Below are 19,066 nucleotides of genomic sequence, written 5' to 3' on the forward strand. Positions count from 1 at the left end.
TTGACGGGACTCGCAGCCGCCCTGCTCGCGGACGACGGCACCACCGCGTGGACGCGGGCCGTGCCGCGCAGGGCCGAGATGCTGCTCGACGCCATGCCCGCTCCGATACGGACGGCCGTGCGCGCCGCGGCCGCGGCGATCGACGCCTACACCATGGCCCTAACCGGCAGGCGGCTGTCCGCGCTCAGCGCGGCGCAACGGGAGCAGGTCATGGGGTCGCTCGGTTCCCACCGGGCCCTGCTGCCGCTCCTGGACGCGGTCAAAGTACCGCTGCTGCTGGCGGCCGGTACCGAACGGACGCTGCATCAGCACCGCCCGGCACCCCTGGCGTCCGGCCCCGACGACCCGCCGCTCGACTGCACGCCGTCCCGCGACTGGCCCACGCGTTCGAGCGCCGACGCCGTCATTGTCGGCTCGGGCGCCGGCGGAGCCATGGCCGCCCGGACACTCGCCCGCGCCGGGATGCGTGTCGTCGTCCTCGAGGAGGGGGAGCACCACACCAGTGCGTCGTTCGGGCGCCGGGCCCCGCTCGACCGCTTCACCGACCTGTACCGGGACGGCGGCGCGACGATCGCCCTCGGCAGCCCCCCACTGGTCCTGCCCGTGGGCCGCGCGGTCGGCGGCACCACCGTCGTCAACTCCGGAACGTGCTATCGCACACCGGACCACGTCGTCACACGCTGGCTTGACCAGCACGGCTTCGCGGCGGCCGAAGGCTTCGACGTCCACCTCGACGAGGTGGAACGCACCCTGCAGGTGGCACCCCAGCCGCTGGAGGTGCTGGGCAACAACGGACTGCTCGCACTGGCCGGAGCGAAGGCGCTCGGCTGGGACGCGGCACCCTTGCGTCGCAACGCCCCGGGTTGCAGGGGCTCTTGCCAGTGTGTCGTCGGCTGCCCCACCGGTGCCAAACAGAGCGTCCAGCTGTCCGTGCTTCCCGAGGCCTGCGCGTCCGGCGCCCGTATCGTGACGGGCGCTCTCGTCCGGCGGATCCTCGTCGACCGCGACCGGCCGGGCGGTCCACGGGCTGCCGGGGTGCTGGTTCGCCGCCCGGACGGCAGCGAACTGGAGATCCTCAGCCCCTTGGTCGTGGTCGCCGCGGGGGCCCTGCAGACCCCGCCGCTACTGCGCCGCTCCGGCCTCGGGGGACACCCGCGGCTCGGCCGCAACCTCAGCGTGCACCCGGCGATCAGCGTCGCGGGACGCTTCGGCCGCCCGGTCACCGGCTGGAAGGGCGTCCTGCAGAGCGTCGGGGTGGAGCACCTGCGCGACGACGGCATCCTGATCGAAGCCACCGCGGCGCCGGCAGGCATGAGTTCGTTCGTGCTGCCCGGCATCGGACGCGAGCTGCGCCGCGAACTGGAAGGGACGGATCAGCTCGCGACACTCGGTGCCATGATCGCCGACCGGCCCTCGGGGCGTGTCCTCGGCAGGGACCGCACATGGCTGCGCTACGACCTGACGCCGCGCGACGCCGGCCGCCTCCTCCGGGCCCAACGGGCCATGGGCCGCCTGCTGTTCGCGGCGGGCGCCGAGGAGGTGCTGACCGGTGTACCGCAGGTGCCGCGAGCCCGCACCCCGGCCCAGCTCGAGGCGCTGCTGGACACGGTGACCGCGCGGCATCTGCACGTGTCCGCGTTTCACCCCACGGGTACGGCGGCTGCCGGTGCCGATCCAGAGCGGTCACCCGCCGACCCGGACGGGCGCCTGCGCGGCGTCGACGGCGTGCTGATCTCAGACGGCTCCGTGCTGCCCAGCTGTCCGGAGGTGAATCCGCAACTGAGCATCATGGCGGCCGCCCTGGCCGTCGCCGAACGCTTCGTGACGAAGGCGTCGTGAACAGTCGCCGCCGTCCGAGGTGCGCCGCCGCTCCGGCCCCGGCCGCGCGCCAACCTTCCGGCTCTTCAAGCAGACCCTGGCGGGTCTCTGCACTTTCGGGCCGCAGCGGGCATCACTTCGGGGCCGCGTGCCGGGAGTAGGCCCGGCCACGGCGTCCGCGACAGTGGCAGAACGCCTCGCCCTCACTCGAGCCCGGCCCCACCGGGCCCGCCGGTCCGCTTCCCGGCGGGCCGCCAACTTCCGTGCAGCACACTCCTGTTCCGCCAGCTGCCGCAGATGCCCGGCCACGGACGGCGGCCGCCACTCGCGGAGCAGGAAGAACGGGTCGTAGCCGCAGGCGGCCGGCCCGCGGTCCATGACCAGATTCCTTGCGGCCTGCGCCATCCAGGAAGCGGTCGGGTGTGCGGCCGCACCCAAGACCCGGATCCGTCGGCTGAGCGCTCGGGGGCCGGGCCGGCCCCGGCCTCCTGCGAGATCTCCCATACCGTGGAGGCGGCCACCTGCACCCTCAGGACGAGCAGCTCACCGCGGACGCGCCGATACCCTCGGTCCGCCAGGTTGTTCGAGGGCATGTATCGCTGTTGCGGGTGGCGCCTCTGGCGTCGGGGTGTCGGTACTGCCTGACGCGTTCCACGCTCGTGAGCGCAGGGCTGGGGCAGCCGGCGGGAGTGCTCGTGAGCGAGGCTGAGCACCACCGCCCGCACTGGTTTCGCCCGTTCGCCGCCGCTGGGAATCAAGCCCCGTACTGGTGGGCCGAGTAGGTCAGGTAGCCCGAGTCACCGCCCTGGTAATACGTGGCCTCGTCGACGGGGGCGATCGGAAGTCCGCCCCGCAGCCGCTCGACCAGGTCGGGGTTGGCGAGGAAGGCGCGGCCGAAGCTGATGAGATCGGCGCCCAGACCGAGCCAGTGCTCGGCGTCGTCCCGGCCGGTCTGCTTCGGACCCATCGGAAGGACGGGGTTCATGACGAGGGTGCCCGGCCACGCTCGCCGCAGGGCGACGAGCACCTCTTCGTCGGCGGTGGCCTCGAGGTGCACATAGGCCAGCCCGAGGGGGGCCAGTTCGACCAGCAGCGCGGCGTAGAGCTCGCGAACGTCGGTCTCCTGAACTCCCCAGAAGGTCCCGCCCGGTGAGAGGCGGATGCCGGTCCTGTCCCCGCCGACAGCCTCGACGGTGGCGGCGACGGCCTCGACGGCGAACCTGATCCGGTTGGCGACCGGGCCTCCGTAGAGGTCCGTGCGCAGGTTGGCGTTGGACGAGAGGAACTGCGAGATCAGGTAGCCGTTGGCGCCGTGGAGTTCCACGCCGTCGAAGCCCGCGTCGACGGCGCGGCGCGCGGCTTCGGCGTACGACCGCGCATGCTCGGGCACTTCGGCGGTGTCCAGCGCGCGCGGCGTCGGGGCGGGCTGGAGACCGGTCGGGGTGAACACGTCGCCGACCGCGGGGACGGCTGAGGGCCCGACCGGCTGCAGGCCGGTGGTGTCGGAATGGGAGACCCGGCCGCCGTGCATGAGCTGGGCGAAGATGCGGCCGCCGTTGGCGTGGACGGCGGCGGTCACGGGGCGCCATGCCTCGACCTGCTCGTCGGTGTGCAGTCCCGGTGTACCCGGGTTGGACTGCCCGATCGTGCTCGGCTGTACCCCCTCGCTCACGATCAGCCCGGCTGTGGCCCGCTGGGCGTAGTAGGTCGCCATCGACGACGTCGCCAAGCCACCGGCGGCGGCCCGGACCCGGGTCATCGGGGCCATGACCATCCGGTTGGGCAGCGTGAGGCCGCCGAGCCGGTAGCTGGTGAAGAGGGTCGTCATGTCGGGACTCCTTCGCGTTCCGCCGTGCCCGTAGCTCGGGCACGGCGGCTACGCTAAAACCTCACACTGACGTCAGAGGCAAGGGTCTGTGACGCAGAACTCAGCCGGGAGGACTTTGTGAGGATCGGGGAGCTCGCGTCACGCGCCGGAGTCAGTGTCCGGTCCGTGCGCTATTACGAGGAGCAGGGGCTGCTCACCAGTACCCGTAGTCCGAGCGGGCAGCGGCACTACACGGACGGCGAGGTCGAACGGGTGGCATTCATCCAGCGGTTGTACGCCGCCGGCCTGTCCAGCCGCACCATCACCGAGTTGCTGCCCTGCGTCGACACCCCCAGCGAGGAGAACTCCGACTCTGCGCTGGAGCGGATGGCACTGGAGCGTGAGCGGCTCTCCACGCACATCGCCGACCTCGTGCGGACCAGGGACACGCTCGACGAGCTGATGGCCAGGGCCCGGGCGCACCGGGAACAGCTGGGGAAGGCTGCGGTCTGCTGACTGGGGGAGGGGCTCGTAGATCGGCACCGGCTCCTCCGGGAAGCAGGCAGCCCCCGGTGGTTGCCGGGACCGTCTGGGGTTGAGTCTGAAGGCACCGGGCCGTCGAGACTCGCTACGACAAGCTTGCCGTCCGCTACGAAGCAGCCGTGAGGTGGACCATTTTCTTGGGGTCGACGATCCGGTCGAAGTCCTGTGCTGTGATGTAGCCGGTGGCGAGGGCGGCTTCGCGCAGTGTGGTGCCCTCGTCCTCCGCCTTGTGCGCGATCCGGCTGGCTTTGTCGTAGCCGATCTCCGGCGAGAGTGCGGTGACCAGCATCAAGGAGCGGGAGAGGTAGTCGTCGATCTGCTGGCGATGCAGTTCGACGCCTTCGACGCAGTAGGTTCGCAGCTTCTCGCAGGCGTCTCCGAGAATGCGGGCGGAGTGCAGGAAGTTGTTGATGATGACGGGCCGCATGGCGTTGAGTTCGAAGTTGCCCTGGGTGCCGGCGAAGGCGATGGCGCTGTCCTCGGCCAGGACTTGGATGCAGACCATGACCATCGCTTCGCACTGGGTCGGGTTGACCTTGCCGGGCATGATGGAACTGCCTGGCTCGTTGGCAGGCAGGGCGAGTTCACTGATGCCGCAGCGGGGGCCGGAGGCGAGCCAGCGGATGTCGTTGGCGATCTTCATCAGTGGCACGGCGAGAGCCCTCAGTCCGCCCGAAGCCGCCACCATGGCATCCAGGCTGCCTTGGGCGGCAAAGGAGTTGGAGGCCGTGGCGAACGGGTAGTCGGCCAGCTGTGCGATCTCCTGTGCCACCCGGGCACCGAAGCCCTCGGGGGCGTTGAGACCGGTGCCGACCGCGGTGCCTCCTACGGCCAGTTCGTACAGTCCCGGCAGGGTGGCCTCGATACGGTCGACGGCGTCGGAGACCTGGGCGGCGTAGCCGGACCACTCCTGGCCTACGGACAGCGGGACAGCGTCCTCCAAGTGAGTGCGCCCGATCTTGACGATGTCCCACCACGCTTGGGACTTGGCTTCCACGGCGTGTTGAAGGTCCATCACCTTCGGGAGCATGTGTTCGTGGATCTGGCGGAGGGCGGCGATGTGCATCGCGGTGGGGAAGGTGTCGTTGGAGGACTGTCCCATGTTGACGTGGTCGTTGGGGTGGATGGGCGTCTTGGACCCCAGCGTGCCGCCGACCAGCTGGATCGCCCGGTTGCTGATGACCTCGTTGATGTTCATGTTGCTCTGCGTGCCGGACCCGGTCTGCCACACGTACAGGGGGAAGTGGTCGTCCAGCGAGCCGGAGATCACCTCGTCGGCGACGTGCGCGATCAGATCGGCCTTCCAGCCGGGCAGACGGCCCTCGCGCCCGTTGACGAGCGCGGCGGCCTTCTTGACGTAGCCGTAGGCGTGGTAGACGGCCTTCGGCATGCGGTCGTCGCCGATGGAGAAGTGGATCAGGGACCTCTGCGTTTGGGCGCCCCAGTACCGGTCGGCGGGCACCTCAATGGCGCCCATCGAGTCCGTTTCGCGGCGGGTGCCAGTGGCGGTGATGCCGATCGGGATGTCCCGCACCTTCGGTGGCTGCCCGGTGGCGGCGTCCTGGTGCCCGGAGGTCATGGCGACGCCTCCTTCTCGGACAGCGGTCCATAGACCGGCTGCCACATGGTGTCCTGCACGGCCTGGATCAGATCGGCCGGCTGGCGGGTGGCGACCTTGTCCTGGACGGCCGCGCGTACTACCGCCACGGCTACCGTCGCCGAGGAAGCGCGCAGGTTCGCCACCGGCGGCAGCAGTGGCGCGCCGGGGGCCCTGGCGTCGACCTGCCCGGCCACTGCCTCCGCGGCGGCGAGCAGCATCCCGGCGGTGAGTCGTGTAGCTCCGGCGACGACGGTGCCCAGGCCCAGACCGGGGTAGAGCAGCGCGTTGTTGGCCTGCCCGATGACGTGGCGGACTCCGCCGTGTTCGACGGGGTCGACCGGGATGCCCGTCGCCGTCAGGACCTTGCCGTCGGTCCAGGCCAGCAGGTCGGCCGGCATGGCCTCGATCTTCTCCGTGGGGTTGGACAGCGGGAAGATGATCGGCCGCTCGACGTGCTCGGCCATTGCGCTGACGACCTGCTGGTCGAAGGCGCCCGGCGAGGTGGAGGTGCCGATCAGCATGGTGGGATGGACGTGTCGGGCGGTGGTCAGCAGGTCGATGTCTCCGTCCGCCCAGCCCTGCACCTCCGAGGCCGGCCGTGCGTAGGGGGCCTGGTAGTCACGTAGGTCCGGCATGCCCTCGACCAGCAGCCCCTGCTTGTCGACCAGCCACACCCGGCGGGTGGCCTCCTTGGGCTCCAGTCCGTCGCGGACCATCGCGTCACGCAGCTGGTCGGCAATGCCCACCCCGGCCGTGCCGGCGCCGAAGACCACGACGCGCTGGTCACGGAAGGACTCGCCGGTGATCTTCAAGGCCGACACCGCGGCGGCCAGGGTGATCGCCCCGGTGCCCTGCATGTCGTCGTTGAACATCCGGTAGCGGTCCCCGTACGTCTCCAGGATGCGTCGGGCATTGCCCGGCCCGAAGTCCTCGAAATGCAGCAGCGCGTTCGGATACAGCTCCGAGACCGTCTCCAGGTAGTTCTCGATGAACGAGTCGTACGGCTTCCCGCGCACCCGGCTGTGGCGCACGCCCAGGTAGAGGGGATCATTCAGCAGGTTCTCGTTGTCGGTGCCGATGTCCATGACCACCGGCACGCAGCGGGCGGGATGCAGCCCCGCCGCAGCGGTGTATACGGCGAGCTTGCCCACCGAGATCTGGATGCCCTGCACACCCCAGTCGCCGATACCCAGGATCTCCTCGGCGTCGGTGACCACCACCAGGTCGACCTCATCCCGGTGGAGCTGAAGTGCCTCGAATGAGCGGCGCACATCCTGCGGCCGGTCGATGGACAAGAACACCCCGCGCGGGCCCCGGTACTCGTGGCTGTACCGCTTGATCGCCTCACCCACGGTCGGGTCGTAGACGACCGGCAGCAACTCGGCAAGGTGATCTTGCAGTAGTCGGTAGTACAGCACCTCATTGCGGTCGTGCACCTGCTCGAGATTGATGAACTTCGCCAGATCGGTCGGCTCCTGCTGCAACTGCTCGTAGGCACGAATCGCCTGCTGGTCAAGGGTGAGCACAGCGTCCGGCAACCGGCCTGCCAGTCCGAGGCGCTCCCGCTCCTCCGCCGTGAAAGCGGTACCCCGATTGGTCAGCGGATCCAACAGGACGGAATGCGTGTGTATCGGCATGGGAACCCCTCTATGGGCATGACTCCAGCAGTCCAACCCCTATTTCCATGCTTGACCCGTTCTCCAAGCAGTGCCACCGGGGAAGCCCGCGCATTCCGACGCCGTGGTCCGCCGCCGTATGCCGTCGCTCAGCTGCCGACACGACCGCGCCGACGGCGGGCCCGACTTCTTGCCCACCAGTAACGGCGACTCAAGCCGGGCCAACTGACTGCTCGTCAGATCTCCACGCCCCACAACGCTTGATCATCCACGACCTTGATTGATTGTGTGCGCCCGCGCAGAACACGCCATTCCTACAACCTCTGCGAGGTGTCCGTCGACCTGGTCCCTGGCCGTCTCCCTGACCGGCGGAAACCGGTGCGATGTCACGCAGTTGATCCCGTTGCTGTCCGCAACCGCGCCGATCCGCGGGTTGCGAGGGCGGCCCCGCCACAGGCCAAAGCGCCTGTTTGCCGACCGTGGCTACGACTTCGACAAGTATCGCCGCCTGCTGTGGAGGCGCGGCATCAAGCCCCTCATCGCCCGACGCGGCGCCGCCCACCTCCGGTCTCGGACGCACCAGGTGGGTGGTCGAACGGACATGTGCCTGGCTCCACCAGTTCAAGCGCCCGCGGATCCGCTACGAACGCCGCGCCGACCTCCACCAGAGCCTGCTGGAGCTGGCCTGCAGCATCATCTGCCTCCGCCGCCTGCGCAGATCAGGATAATGGGCCCGTCAGCGGCGCCGGGGCTGCCGGCCAGTCCAGCACAGTGAGTTCGGGCCATTGCTGCCTCCAGCGGGCCGCCTTGGTCTCGTAGACCTCCTGCGGGGCAAGCACCGGATTCGGACGCACGACCAGATTGAACACATCGGCCAGACCGTGCGGCGCGTAGACGCGCCACCGCCCGTCAGGCTCCAGGCGGACTCCCATGCAACAGGTCGTCGCGGCGAAGCAGTCAATGGCCGACTCTGTGGACGTGTGCGGGTCACAGGGCACGCCGAACTTCTGCTCGTACCAGAGGTGGACGCGCGCCTCGTTTCGGATCTCGACCTGGGTGGGGAGACCCCCAAAAGCTTCCTGACCTGCCCTGATCACCGCATCTTCCGCCTCCCATGACAAGTCGCTGTCGTCGAAGTAGAAGACGTCATAGTCCTTGATCCCGCTGGTCGGCGACCTGTCCGTGACGACGTTCCATACGGTCTGGAACAGGCACCCAGCGGTCAAGTACCACCCCGGCAGGCCCATCGCCGCGGTCCGGGACAGCACCTCCAACAACACGTCGTTGCGGGACAACACCGCTTGCAGAGCGGCGCTTTGCTCATCGAGAGGAAGGCGACTGATCACTCTCCATGCCTATCACCCGCCACAGACACCGCCCGCAGACTCAAGGTCTCATTCTGAAACGGTCAGTTGCCCTCGATCGCCACGGGAAGGTGGCGGGGGCCGCGCAGCACCGCGTTGGCGCGGTACGGCGGCGGGTCCTGGAGCAGCCCGGAGAACTTGACCCGGCGGAACAGTTCGGGAACAGCCACATGTAGTTCTATACGGGCGAGAGGGGCGCCGAAGCAGTAGTGGATGCCGGTGTAGAAACCCAGGTGCTCGTTGTCCTTGCGGTCGGGATCGAACCGGTCGGGGTCCTTGAAGCGTCTGGGGTCGCGGTTGGCCGCGGCCACCATGAGCCAGATCGGCGAGCCCTTGGGGATCGTGGTGCCGGCGATGTCGATATCGGCCAGTGCGGTGGTCCACGGGACGAACTGGACCGGGGGCTCGTACCGCAGCACTTCCTCGATGATCGGGACGGCCAGCTCCGGCTCTTTCTGGAACCGCTGGAGGACGTCGGGGTGGCGCAGCAGGGTGAGGGTCGTGTTGGTGATGGCGTTGACGGTGGTCTCGTGGCCGGCGACCAGGAGCAGCACCGCGGTGGCCTCCAGGTCTGCGGGTGTCATGTCGGGGGCGAGCGCGCTGAGGATCCCGGGGCCGGGGTGGCGGCGTTTGGCCTCGATCAGATCGGCCAGGTAGGCGCCCAGGTCCTGGCGTGCCCGCTGTGCCTTTTCCGGGCCGCCGTCGTCGCCGGAGTGGGGATCGAGTGACGACGCCAGGGCATCGGCCCAGACGTGGAAGCGTGGTTCGTCCTCGCGCGGCACGCCGAGGACCTTGCAGATGGCGGTGACGGGAAGGGGGTAGGAGAAGTCCTCGACGATGTCGACCTGGTCCTTGCCGTCGAAGGCGTCGAGCAGCTCGGTGACGACCGTGGCCAGTTCTCCGCGCAGGCCGTCGAGGAATCTGGGGCTGTGCGGGGGACCGAACGGCCGGTTGATGGTGCTGCGCAGCTGGTCGTGCAAGGGCGGGTCGGTGAAGATGAAGCTGGGCGGCAGGCCGGTCTCCTCCGCCGGTTGCCCGGGGCGGGCGTAGCCGGGTGGGCGGTTCCTCGTGTCGTTGCTCAGCCGTGGGTCGTTGGCCAGGCTCCGCACCTCGTGGTAGGTGCTGACCAGGTAGGTGCCGTCGTCCTCCCGCCTGACCGGTGTCTTGCGCAGCTCCGCGTAGAGCGGGTACGGATCGGCCCGATTGGCGTAGTCGGTGATCTGGGCGGAGATGGTGTCGGGCGTCATGGTGTCTCCTGAGGGCTCCGTGCGGCGCATGGCTGGTGATCAGGCATGCGACGGAACGAACTCGACACGCCGCTCGGTCGTTGAGTGACCCGTCAGCGTGACCGTGGCCCCGTGGGTGGGCAGATGGGGATCCGGGAAGGCGGGGTCGACCGGCTGCAGCGTCTCGGTGCGACGGTCGACCGTGCGGTACTGCGGCGGGAAGGGCGCGTCGGCCGCGATCTGTTGCGCGTAGAACCCCAGCCACTTGGCTCCGTCGAAGGACGCCGCGGTAATGACGCGGCCGCGGTACCCGTACACGGCGACGAACCGCTCCTCGGTGAGCGTCCCCCGGGCGACGACCAGCTCGTCGCCCCGCGAAGGCTCCACCTCCTTCGTCGGCTCATCGGAGTAGTCGACAAGGAGGGCCTGGACCGGGCAGGCGGCCGCAGCCTTCTCCACCTGGTCACGCTCTGCCTCGTCGAAGCGAGGGGAGAACAGCAACGCCTCATCGCGGTGCAGGGCGAAGACGTCCGGGGCGAGAAAGACGCATTGCGCGAATCCCTTGCACCGGTTGAGATCGACGACGAGCCTCATCTGGATCCCGCTCCCTGCGTGGGCCGCGGTTCCCGCAGACTCCGCAGCCATCTGCGCTCGGCCCATACGGTGGTCGGCATGTCTCTCCTTCAGGGTGAGCCTCTGCGTGGGGCGCTCGCAAGGCGAAGGCGGTCGGGCAAGCCGATGCGCACCCGACCGGCCAACCGCAAGGGAGACGAGGCGCCGGCCGCCTGAACGTCGGACGGCCTTGGGCCCGACTGCCACCGGTCCGGGTCCCAGGCTGGAGTAGCCGGTGACGGGCACAGGCTTGAGCGGCGAGGCGAGCAGGTCATGGGCGAGGGCATCGGCACGGAAGACAGCAGCACCAGGGTCTCCTGTTGCTCGGTGATTCGTCCGATCGGCAAACCCCGAGACCGGTACGACAACAGCTGCTTACAGAGCGAGCAGGTGGTTGTCCCCTACGAAGGCAGGCTGCCCCCGCAGACAACGTAGGGAACTTTGACAGAGAGGTCCGTAGCAGCGAGGCCTTGGCGAGCCCGTCCAACTGGGCGCGACAAGAGATCAGTTACTGCATCGCTGGCCCAAGGCATTCGGATGCCATGTCCTCACAACGGTATCCGGTCCCCAAAGTCACCTGATCACAGAAGTGTGAAACAGGCACTTACGTCCGCTCCACCCCACCGCTGTCGGCCGCGGCCGTTTGCGTGACCGCTCGCCGCAGTGCGTGGCGGCATGCCTGGATGGCGGGGTGTTGGCTGCGGCCGCGCCGTACCGCGGTGAAGATGCGGCGTGTTTGCCGGCCGGTGGGGAGCGGGCGCAGTGCGACGGTCGGGGTCTGACCGTTCCATATGAGGTCGGGGAGCAGGGCGGCGGCGTGGCCTCGCTCGACGAGGCGTAGGTGGATCAGGAGGTCGGTGGTTTCGAATCGTACGTCGGGTTCGAAACCGGCGGTGCGGCACAGGGTCATGGCCCAGTGCCGGGCGGCTGTTCCTTCGGGTTCCATGGCCCAGGGATGGTCGGCGAGTGAGCGCAGTGACGCCGTGGGGCTGTTCCCGGCGGTGTCACCCGCTGATGCGGGCAGCGCGAGGTGGAGGGGGTCGTCGAGCAGGTCTTCCTGTTCCAGTTCGGCGGGCCGGGGGTTGGGGTCGCCCGGGTACTCCTCGGCGATGACCAGGTCGAAGTCGCGGGCCTGAAGTGCCGAGAGGGCCATTTCCGGTGGCATCTGCGTGACGTGTACCCGCAGGCCGGGGTGGAGGCTGCGCAACAGGCTCAGCGCGCCGGGCACCAGGGTGAGGGCGGCTGTCTGGAACGAGGCGATGCGCAGGGTGCCGGTGAGATCGGTCAGGGAGGTGGCCAGGTCCGCCTCGGCGCGCTCCAGCCGCTCCAGCACTGCCTCGGTATGGGCGACCAGGATCTCCGCCTGGGCGGTCAGCCTCACGCGTCGCCCGACCGGTTCCAGCAGCCGCACGCCGACCTCTGCCTCCAGCTGGGAGAGCTGCTGGGAGATGGAGGAGGGGCTGTAGGAGAGGGCGGCGGCGACGGCCGCGAGGGTGCCGCGGTGTTTGAGCTCGCGCAGCAGGCGCAGTCGGTGCAGGTCGAACATCGGCGGAGTGCTCTCCTCGGAGTCGCGACGCATCTTGACTGGTCGGCTTCTCTGATGAATATAGGTCGGAAACGTTCGCTGGACCGAATGGATGTGTGCGCAGCACGCTGTCTGCGTGACTCAAGAGACTTCTGTCCTCCGCACGGTGCGGTGGTGGGCGCGGCCCGCCGCCAGGTCCTGGACCTGCGCGCCCGCCCCGGTCCAGGTGCGTGCCTTCCACGCCTCCCTGCCCGAGTACGCCCCCACCCCACTGCCCGAACTCCCTTCGCTCGCCGCCGAGCTGGGGGTCGGGAGGGTGTTCGTCAAGGACGAGTCGTCCCGTCTGGGCCTGCCCGCCTTCAAGGCGCTCGGCGCGTCGTGGGCGGTGCACCGCACCCTTGCCGAGCGGGCGGCGCACGGTGAGGAGTTGGGTCCGCTCACACTGGTGACCGCCACCGACGGCAACCACGGCCGCGCTGTGGCCCGTGTGGCACGCCTGCTCGGCCAGCGGGCCCACGTCTTCGTCCCGAAGGGAGTTCATTCGCAGGCCGCGGCCGCCATCGCCGCCGAAGGGGCGGAGGTCATCCGGGTCGCGGGATCCTACGACGAGGCCGTGCGGCAAGCGGCCGAGGCGGCTGCCGCTCCGGACGCGGTGCTGCTCCAGGACACCGCCTGGCCGGACTACGAGACGATCCCGGGCTGGATCGTCGAGGGCTACTCCACCCTCTGCGCCGAAATCGACGAGCAGCTTGCGGCCGCCGGTGCCGGGATACCCGATCTCGTCGCCGTCCCGGTAGGCGTGGGCTCGCTGGCCCAGGCCGTCGTCACCCACTACCGCAGCCGCCCGGCCGGCCACGCACCGGCGCTGCTGGCGGTGGAACCCCAGGCCGCCTCCTGTGTCATCGAGAGCCTCACGCTCGGCGAACCGGTCAGCGTCACCACGGGTGACACCACCATGGCCGGCCTGAACTGCGGTACTCCCTCCAGCATCGCCTGGCCCCACCTGCGCAGCGGGCTGGACGCCGCCATCTCCATCACCGACGTCGACAGCGCCCGCGCGGCCGGTGACCTCGCCGCCCTCGGCGTCTCCTCCGGCCCCTGCGGCGCCGCCCCGCTCGCCGGCCTCCGCGCCGCGCTCACCGGCCACGGCGCCGACGAGCGCCGCACCGCCCTGGGCCTCGGCCCCGCCTCAACGGTGGTGCTGCTGAGCACCGAGGGAAGCACCGCCAACCCCCACAGCACCCCCGGCCACTGATCCCCACCACTTCGTTCCCCTGCGGTCACGGTCACCGCCGCACCGTTTTGCGACGACTTCTGAGAGCCAGGTCATGACGAGCACCACCCCCGACAAGATCACTGTCAATCGCGACCGCCTGTGGCAGTCCCTGATGAACCTCGCCGAGATCGGCGCGTACGACGACGAGCGCACCGGTCTGTGCGGCGTCAACCGCCTAGCCCTGACCGACGCCGACGCCGCCGGGCGGCGCCGGGTCATCGCGTGGATGGAACAGGCCGGGCTGAACGTCCGCGTCGACGCCATGGGCAACATCTATGGCCGCCGAGAGGGCACCGACCCCACCGCGGCCCCGGTGCTGACCGGCTCGCACATCGACAGCGTCGCCACCGCCGGCGCCTTCGACGGCTGCCTCGGAGTCCTGGGCGGCATCGAAGTCGTACGGGTGCTGAACGAGCACGGCATCACCACCCGCCACCCCATCGAGGTCGGCGTCTTCACCGAGGAAGAAGGCGTCCGCTTCGGCACCGACATGCTCGGCAGCGCGGTCGCCGCCGGACGCCTCACTCTTCAGTACGCCCACGCCCTGACCGACCGCGACGGCCTCACCCTCGGCGCGGAACTTACCCGCACCGGTTTCAACGGCCCCGCCGACGTACGCCTCGAACCGCCGCACGCCTACGTCGAGTGCCATATCGAACAGGGCCCCGTGCTCGCCGAGAACGGAGTCACGGTCGGCGTCGTGACCGGCGTTCAAGGCATCTCCTGGCAGGAGATCACCATCCACGGCCGCGCCGCCCACGCCGGCACCACCCCCACCCACCTGCGCGCCGACGCCTGCCTCGCCGCCGCCCAGATCATCGTCCATCTGCGGACCATGGTCGACTCCGGGAACTACGGCGACCTGCGTGCGACGGTCGGCCACCTGACCGTCCACCCGGACCTGACCAACATCGTCCCTGCCCGCGCCGAGATGACCGTCGACCTGCGCAACCCCGACGATGCCCGGATGGCCCGCGCCGAGGCGGACCTCGCCGCCTTCCTGCACACTCTGGAAGACAGCCAGCCAGCACTGTCCCTCCATACCCGGCGAATGGCCCAGACCTCCTGCATTCCCTTCGACGAAGGCGTCCAGAAGGTCATCGCTCAGGCCGCCGACGACCACGGTCTGAAGCACATCTCCCTGCTCTCCGGCGCTGGGCACGACGCTCAGGAGATCGCCGCGCTCTGCCCCACAGCCATGATCTTCGTACGCGGTGAGTACGACGGCATCAGCCACAACCCCCGCGAATACTCCACCCCCGAAGCATGCGGCCACGGCGTCAACGTCCTCGCGACCACTCTCCTCCGCTTGGCCGGCCAGGACTGACCACTACCGGCCTCCGCGCCAGTCCCGCAGGGCAGAGTAGGCGAGGAAGCAGAAGGCGTCCTTGCGGCCCGCGACGAGATCGGGGCGGTTGAGACCCAAGACGCGGATGGTGTGTTCGCCCGTGGCAGTGCGGTGGCTGTACGCGCCGCTGCGCAGCATCAGTACCTCTACGACGCCGACGGAAGCCTGCTGCTCCGCCACAGCCCCGACACCACCACCCTCTACGCGGGCGACGAGGAGATCACGCTCAAGAAGGACGCCACGAGCGCCGACGGCGTCCGCTACATCTCCATCGCCGGTGAGACCGTGGCCACCCACTCCTCCGATGGCCACTTCACCTACCTGATCCCCGACCGCCAGGGCACGGGCACCCTGGCCATCGACGCCCAGACCCAGCAGGTCACCCGCCGCCAGTACAAACCCTTCGGCGAGACCCGCGACCAGTCCAGAGCCTGGATCGGGCAACGGGGGTATGCCGGCGGTACCCAGGACGACAACACGGGCCTGACCAACCTCGGCGCCCGGGAGTACGCCCCGTCCATCGGCCGATTCCTCAGCCCCGACCCCCTGCTGGACACCGGCGCCCCGCAGTCCTGGAACGCCTACGACACCCCGGTCACCGGCTCCGATCCGACCGGTGCCTGCTCGGACGTCGACTGCCCGGCTCGCAACTGCCCCAGCTGCCTCAGCCGGACGCCCACCGACACCGACTCTCACTCGCCGGTGCTGCACCACCACGCGGGTTCGGGCAGCACGCCCACCAACCTGGCAGCGGACGTCATCGGCCTCACCGACGCCTATAGGACGCGGTCGGCGGAACGCTTCGTGGTCGACGCGGAGAAGGCGGAGGGCGCGGGAGCCTGCGCGGCCGAAGACGCGGCAGCCTGCGTGACGTACAGCGCCGAGTGGCCGGCCTGCCGACCGGACACAACCCAGCCCCTCAGACGCCAAGCGCTCCGCACTCATCCGGGTCACCGGGCGCGCGGACACCGCGACCGGGCGGCAGGGTAGTGGTGCCGACGTCGGAGGGCACCGATCGGTATCGCCGTCCAGACCGCGTCGCCCGCGTTCCCCGTCCCGGACGAGGGGCCCTTGAGAGCGTTCATCAGGAGGTTTCGTGCACGACAAGCCGCTCCTCAAGAGCGTCGGTGAACTGTTGCGCCGGCGGCACGGCTCCTCACGCCTCACCCACCAGGCAGGGCCGGACGGGTTCGCCCTGGACAGCTTGAAGGTCGGCGGGTTCACCGCCGGTACGCTCAGCCCCGAGGACGAGGCGAGCCTCGCCGACGAAGTGGCCCAGCTCCTTCCCCACCACTGGGATCTCCCCACCAAGTCGGTGGAGGCGCTGACCCCGCTCATCGACCACCTCGGTGGCCAGCGGGAGCTGATGGCCTGGCTGGACCGCCACCCCGGGCGGCCACGGCTGATCGCGCGGATCTACGTCCTCCTGGGCCATCTCGACCGGTACAGCGACGACCCCGCGGTACTTGCCGCTGTGCGGCAGGCCAGAGCGCAGGACCCGTACCCCACCGGCCTGCGCGGCTACCTGACGCCCGAGACCAACGATGAAACCCTGGGCGGTCTCGCCTTCCGGATCGAGGAACTCCTCGGCGACAACCGCGAAGAAGACGCCACCACACTCGCCCTGACGACCGCCGACTGGCTGCGCCGTGCGGCGCAGAACGCCGACACCCCGAACTCCGACATCCGCGAGATGGGCGAACTCATGGACCATATGTACCAGGACATCAGTGAGGCCGCCCCGGGCTCCTGACTCGGCAGCGCGACAGGGAGCGAGCGAGGCCTCGAGGATTGTCACTGGTCGAAGGGTTCCGGGCAGCGCTCGGCGAGCCGTTGTACATGATCTTCCAGCCCATCCTGTGCCCACTGGCGCAGGCCGTCAGCAGCAGTTCACACGCGCGCTTGACGCTGTAACCGTCTCGCGCCTTCGTGGACCTTCATCTGTCCAGTCCCTGGAAGGCGCGGAGGTAGAGATTGAGCTTCCCCCGAGATGCGGAGTGAGTTGACAGGGGGTCAGATGGGACTCATGAGAGGAACATCGACCATGGCTGCCCCCAGAAAGTACTCGCTGGAGTTGCGTGAGCGTGCGGTACGGATGTACCGCACCGCCGATCCAAAGCCGCAGATCAAGAAGCTCGCGGTCGACCTCGGCGTGCATCCGGAGGCTCTGCGCGGCTGGATCCGCCAGGCCGAGGCGGACGCCGGCGAGCGGGATGACCGGCTGACCACCGATGAACGCGCCGAGCTCGCCGCGCTGCGCAAGGAGAACGTCCAGCTCAAGCGGGCGAACGAGGTCCTGCGGACGGCTTCGGCGTTTTTCGCGGCGCAGCTCGACCCGACCCGGCCCAGGTGACGGCGCTCGTTGACGAGCACCCGCACCTGGGGGTCGAGTGCGTACTCCGGGAACTCTCCATCGCCTCCTCGACGTACTACCGCTGGCGTCGTGCCGAGCGCGAGCCGTGCGAACGCCGGCGCCGCGACGTGGAACTCACCGAGCAGATCAAGGAGATCCACGCCGACTCGGGCGGGATCTACGGCTCGCCGCGCGTGCACGCCGTGCTCAAGCGCGAGGGCGTCCACGTGGGCCGCAAGCGGGTCGAGCGGTTGATGCGCGAGGCCGAGATCGCGGGGATCAGCCCACGCCGGGGCGGCTTCACGCGCCGCGATCCCAAGGCCACACTCGCCCCGGACCTGGTCGAGCGGGACTTCACTGCACCCGCGCCGAACCGGCTGGGGGTCACCGACCTCACCATGATCACCACCAGTGAGGGGCCCTTGTGGCTCTCGGCGATCCGGGACGCGTTCTCCCGCCGGGTGGTCGCCTGGGAGACCTCCGCCCGCGCGGACGCCGACCTGGTCCTGACCACCCTCGAGTACGCTCTCGCGAGCCGGGAAGTCGAACCGGGCAAGCTGATCCACCATGCGGATCACGGCTGTCAATACACATCCGTGAAGCTCACAACCCGACTGCCACGAGCGGGAGTTGAAGCATCCATGGGCTCGGTCGGGGACAGCTACGACAACGCTCTCGCGGAGAACCTGTGGATGATCATCAAGACGGAGTGCATCCGCGGCCGCGTCTTCGCCACCCGCGCCGAGGCGAATCTCGCTCTGTTCGAGTACATCGACGGCTTCTATAACTCCCGGCGCATCCAGAAGCGGCTCGGCTACCTCAGCCCGATCGAGTTCGAGGAGAAGCACTACGCCGACCAGGCAACGGCCGAACGAACGAGCCTGAAACCCCGTCAACCCGCCCTGACCAGCTGATCAGCACCTCCCGCACGCCGGGGGAACCTCACTCAAGGAGTTCATGGATACCGAGGCAGAGGGCTTCAGCCATCTGGCTCTGGTCGCGCACAGCCAGGGCGGGCTGGTCGTGCAACGCTTCCTGGCGCGAATGCCCATCGAAGGGCGCGGTGAGGAGTTGAAGCGGATCCGCCGCGTAGTCTTGTTTGCCTGCCCGAACAACGGCTCCGAGTTGGGTCTGACGCTGCGCCGTTGGACCCTTCGGGCCAATCCCCAGGAGCGCCAGCTGCGCCCCTTTGACGAGCAGATCACCGACACCCAGCGCATCGTTCTGCGCGACATCGTCAACGCCGACGTTGCCACCGAGCGGACGTGCCCGATCCCGTTCTCGGTCTACGCGGGGGAGACCGACAACGTCGTCACGCCTGCGTCGGCCCGCGGCGTATTCCCTGACGCCGGGGTTCTGCCAGGTGACCACTTCACCATCGTGCGCCCTGACACGACCAGTCATCGGTCCTACACCACCCTCAAGCGCCTCCTGCTGGCCGCGGCCGACACCGATCCGCCGACGGACATCGCCATATCGCGCCCTGGGCGGCGGCCAACGCCGATACCGCCGCGGTGGGAGCATCGCGGGCGCGGGCCGGACGGGGGTTCGCCCGTGTCCCGGTCGGCCCGCAGCGTTCCCAGGAATCGCTTGCGGGAGGCCGCGACCAGGACGGGACGGCCGAGCTGGGCCCAGGTATCGATCCTTGCCAACAGCGTCCAGTCGTTCTTGCGGGTCTTGACGAAGCCCAGCCCTGGGTCGACGATCACCTGGGAGGGGTCGACCCAGGCGGACACCACGATGCCCATCTGGTGTTGGACTTCCTAGACGACCTCGCACACGACGTCGTTGTAGCCGGCCAGGTCGTCCGTGCCGGCGGACTGCCCGTGCCAGTGGTCTGGTTCGGCCCCCGGCCAGTGCCCTTGTTTGAACAACCGCCAGCCGGTGGCGCCCTCCTCGCGTCGGCTACATGCTGGTGAGCCCGCACCGTTGTCGAGTCCATCGAACCCCACCCATGTCGGGGGATACGAGGGACAGC

15 protein-coding genes and 3 pseudogenes are annotated in these 19,066 nt (G+C 69.3%); 10 read left to right on the top strand and 8 right to left on the bottom strand.

The features are described 5' to 3' along the window. Positions 1-1,839, top strand: coding sequence for a GMC family oxidoreductase (locus OG798_RS52070; protein ID WP_328759839.1), 1,839 nt, complete (start codon positions 1-3; stop codon positions 1,837-1,839). A 333-nt stretch (positions 1,840-2,172) separates the two neighbouring features. Here OG798_RS52070 and OG798_RS52075 read toward each other — a convergent pair. Then, a pseudogene (locus tag OG798_RS52075) lies at positions 2,173-2,384 on the bottom strand (hypothetical protein); the annotation flags it as partial. Positions 2,385-2,572: 188 nt separating this feature from the next. Continuing rightward, entirely contained in the window at positions 2,573-3,646 is a 1,074-nt protein-coding gene (locus tag OG798_RS52080) for an alkene reductase (RefSeq protein ID WP_328759840.1), read from the bottom strand. Between the two features lie 117 nt (positions 3,647-3,763). Between OG798_RS52080 and OG798_RS52085 the strand changes: the two genes are divergently transcribed. Then, complete coding sequence (locus OG798_RS52085) at positions 3,764-4,141, top strand: MerR family transcriptional regulator (RefSeq protein ID WP_095850141.1); 378 nt, start codon at positions 3,764-3,766, stop codon at positions 4,139-4,141. A 133-nt stretch (positions 4,142-4,274) separates the two neighbouring features. On the opposite strand, the gene fumC is transcribed toward OG798_RS52085, so the two are convergent. Both fumC and OG798_RS52095 read right to left on the bottom strand, forming a co-directional pair. After that, positions 4,275-5,747 carry a class II fumarate hydratase gene (fumC, locus tag OG798_RS52090; protein WP_328759841.1) on the bottom strand — a complete coding sequence of 491 codons (1,473 nt, stop codon included), beginning with the start codon at positions 5,745-5,747 and terminating at the stop codon, positions 4,275-4,277. After that, on the bottom strand, positions 5,744-7,441 hold the full coding sequence (locus OG798_RS52095; protein ID WP_443054160.1) for an NAD-dependent malic enzyme: 1,698 nt from the start codon (positions 7,439-7,441) through the stop codon (positions 5,744-5,746). Before OG798_RS52095 ends, fumC begins: the two co-directional genes overlap by 4 nt. A gap of 292 nt (positions 7,442-7,733) precedes the next feature. Here OG798_RS52095 and OG798_RS52100 point away from each other — a divergent pair. Beyond that, positions 7,734-8,112: pseudogene (locus tag OG798_RS52100) on the top strand (transposase); the annotation flags it as partial. Here the strand turns inward: OG798_RS52100 and OG798_RS52105 are convergent. From OG798_RS52105 to OG798_RS52120, 4 genes and pseudogenes are all read right to left on the bottom strand, one after another. Next, positions 8,104-8,730 (bottom strand): nucleotidyltransferase family protein, encoded by a 627-nt coding sequence (locus OG798_RS52105; RefSeq protein ID WP_328759843.1) that lies wholly within the window; start codon positions 8,728-8,730, stop codon positions 8,104-8,106. The pseudogene OG798_RS52100 and the gene OG798_RS52105 overlap by 9 nt on opposite strands. 62 nt (positions 8,731-8,792) lie before the next feature. Then, a complete protein-coding gene (locus tag OG798_RS52110; RefSeq protein ID WP_328759844.1) occupies positions 8,793-9,995 on the bottom strand; it encodes a cytochrome P450 in 1,203 nt (400 codons plus the stop codon). Positions 9,996-10,358: 363 nt separating this feature from the next. Further along, positions 10,359-10,568: pseudogene (locus OG798_RS52115) on the bottom strand (ferredoxin); the annotation flags it as partial. Between the two features lie 622 nt (positions 10,569-11,190). After that, the gene (locus tag OG798_RS52120; RefSeq protein WP_121413383.1) at positions 11,191-12,132 is read right to left on the bottom strand and encodes a LysR substrate-binding domain-containing protein; all 942 of its coding nucleotides are present in this window, start codon (positions 12,130-12,132) and stop codon (positions 11,191-11,193) included. 115 nt (positions 12,133-12,247) lie between these two features. On the opposite strand from OG798_RS52120, the gene OG798_RS52125 reads away from it, so the two are divergent. The 7 genes from OG798_RS52125 to OG798_RS56925 all read left to right on the top strand — a co-directional run bounded on the left by OG798_RS52125 (position 12,248) and on the right by OG798_RS56925 (position 18,855). After that, positions 12,248-13,366, top strand: a complete 1,119-nt coding sequence (locus OG798_RS52125) for a diaminopropionate ammonia-lyase (protein WP_257039864.1) — start codon at positions 12,248-12,250, stop codon at positions 13,364-13,366. Between the two features lie 73 nt (positions 13,367-13,439). Continuing rightward, positions 13,440-14,714 carry a M20 family metallo-hydrolase gene (locus OG798_RS52130; RefSeq protein ID WP_328759845.1) on the top strand — a complete coding sequence of 425 codons (1,275 nt, stop codon included), beginning with the start codon at positions 13,440-13,442 and terminating at the stop codon, positions 14,712-14,714. A 132-nt stretch (positions 14,715-14,846) separates the two neighbouring features. Then, entirely contained in the window at positions 14,847-15,725 is an 879-nt protein-coding gene (locus OG798_RS52135; protein ID WP_328759846.1) for an RHS repeat-associated core domain-containing protein, read from the top strand. Positions 15,726-15,831: 106 nt separating this feature from the next. Next, on the top strand, positions 15,832-16,488 hold the full coding sequence (locus OG798_RS52140; protein WP_328759847.1) for a hypothetical protein: 657 nt from the start codon (positions 15,832-15,834) through the stop codon (positions 16,486-16,488). A 291-nt stretch (positions 16,489-16,779) separates the two neighbouring features. Next, positions 16,780-17,088, top strand: a complete 309-nt coding sequence (locus OG798_RS52145) for a transposase (protein WP_181802966.1) — start codon at positions 16,780-16,782, stop codon at positions 17,086-17,088. Then, the gene (locus OG798_RS52150; protein ID WP_328759848.1) at positions 17,085-18,002 is read left to right on the top strand and encodes an IS3 family transposase; all 918 of its coding nucleotides are present in this window, start codon (positions 17,085-17,087) and stop codon (positions 18,000-18,002) included. Before OG798_RS52145 ends, OG798_RS52150 begins: the two co-directional genes overlap by 4 nt. Before the next feature lie 43 nt (positions 18,003-18,045). Beyond that, on the top strand, positions 18,046-18,855 hold the full coding sequence (locus OG798_RS56925) for a hypothetical protein (RefSeq protein WP_443054161.1): 810 nt from the start codon (positions 18,046-18,048) through the stop codon (positions 18,853-18,855). Positions 18,856-19,066 lie beyond the last annotated feature (211 nt).

The organism is Streptomyces sp. NBC_00271, assembly GCF_036178845.1.
In the GTDB taxonomy this organism is placed as follows: domain Bacteria; phylum Actinomycetota; class Actinomycetes; order Streptomycetales; family Streptomycetaceae; genus Streptomyces.

Bases quoted from the DNA above. Each gene is read 5' to 3' on its own strand.
- OG798_RS52080 (WP_328759840.1), bottom strand. From the start codon at position 3,646: ATGACGACCCTCTTCACCAGCTACCGGCTCGGCGGCCTCACGCTGCCC.
- fumC (WP_328759841.1), bottom strand. From the start codon at position 5,747: ATGACCTCCGGGCACCAGGACGCCGCCACCGGGCAGCCACCGAAGGTG.
- OG798_RS52110 (WP_328759844.1), bottom strand. From the start codon at position 9,995: ATGACGCCCGACACCATCTCCGCCCAGATCACCGACTACGCCAATCGG.
- OG798_RS52120 (WP_121413383.1), bottom strand. From the start codon at position 12,132: ATGTTCGACCTGCACCGACTGCGCCTGCTGCGCGAGCTCAAACACCGC.
- OG798_RS52130 (WP_328759845.1), top strand. From the start codon at position 13,440: ATGACGAGCACCACCCCCGACAAGATCACTGTCAATCGCGACCGCCTG.
- OG798_RS52145 (WP_181802966.1), top strand. From the start codon at position 16,780: ATGGCTGCCCCCAGAAAGTACTCGCTGGAGTTGCGTGAGCGTGCGGTA.
- OG798_RS56925 (WP_443054161.1), top strand. From the start codon at position 18,046: ATGGATACCGAGGCAGAGGGCTTCAGCCATCTGGCTCTGGTCGCGCAC.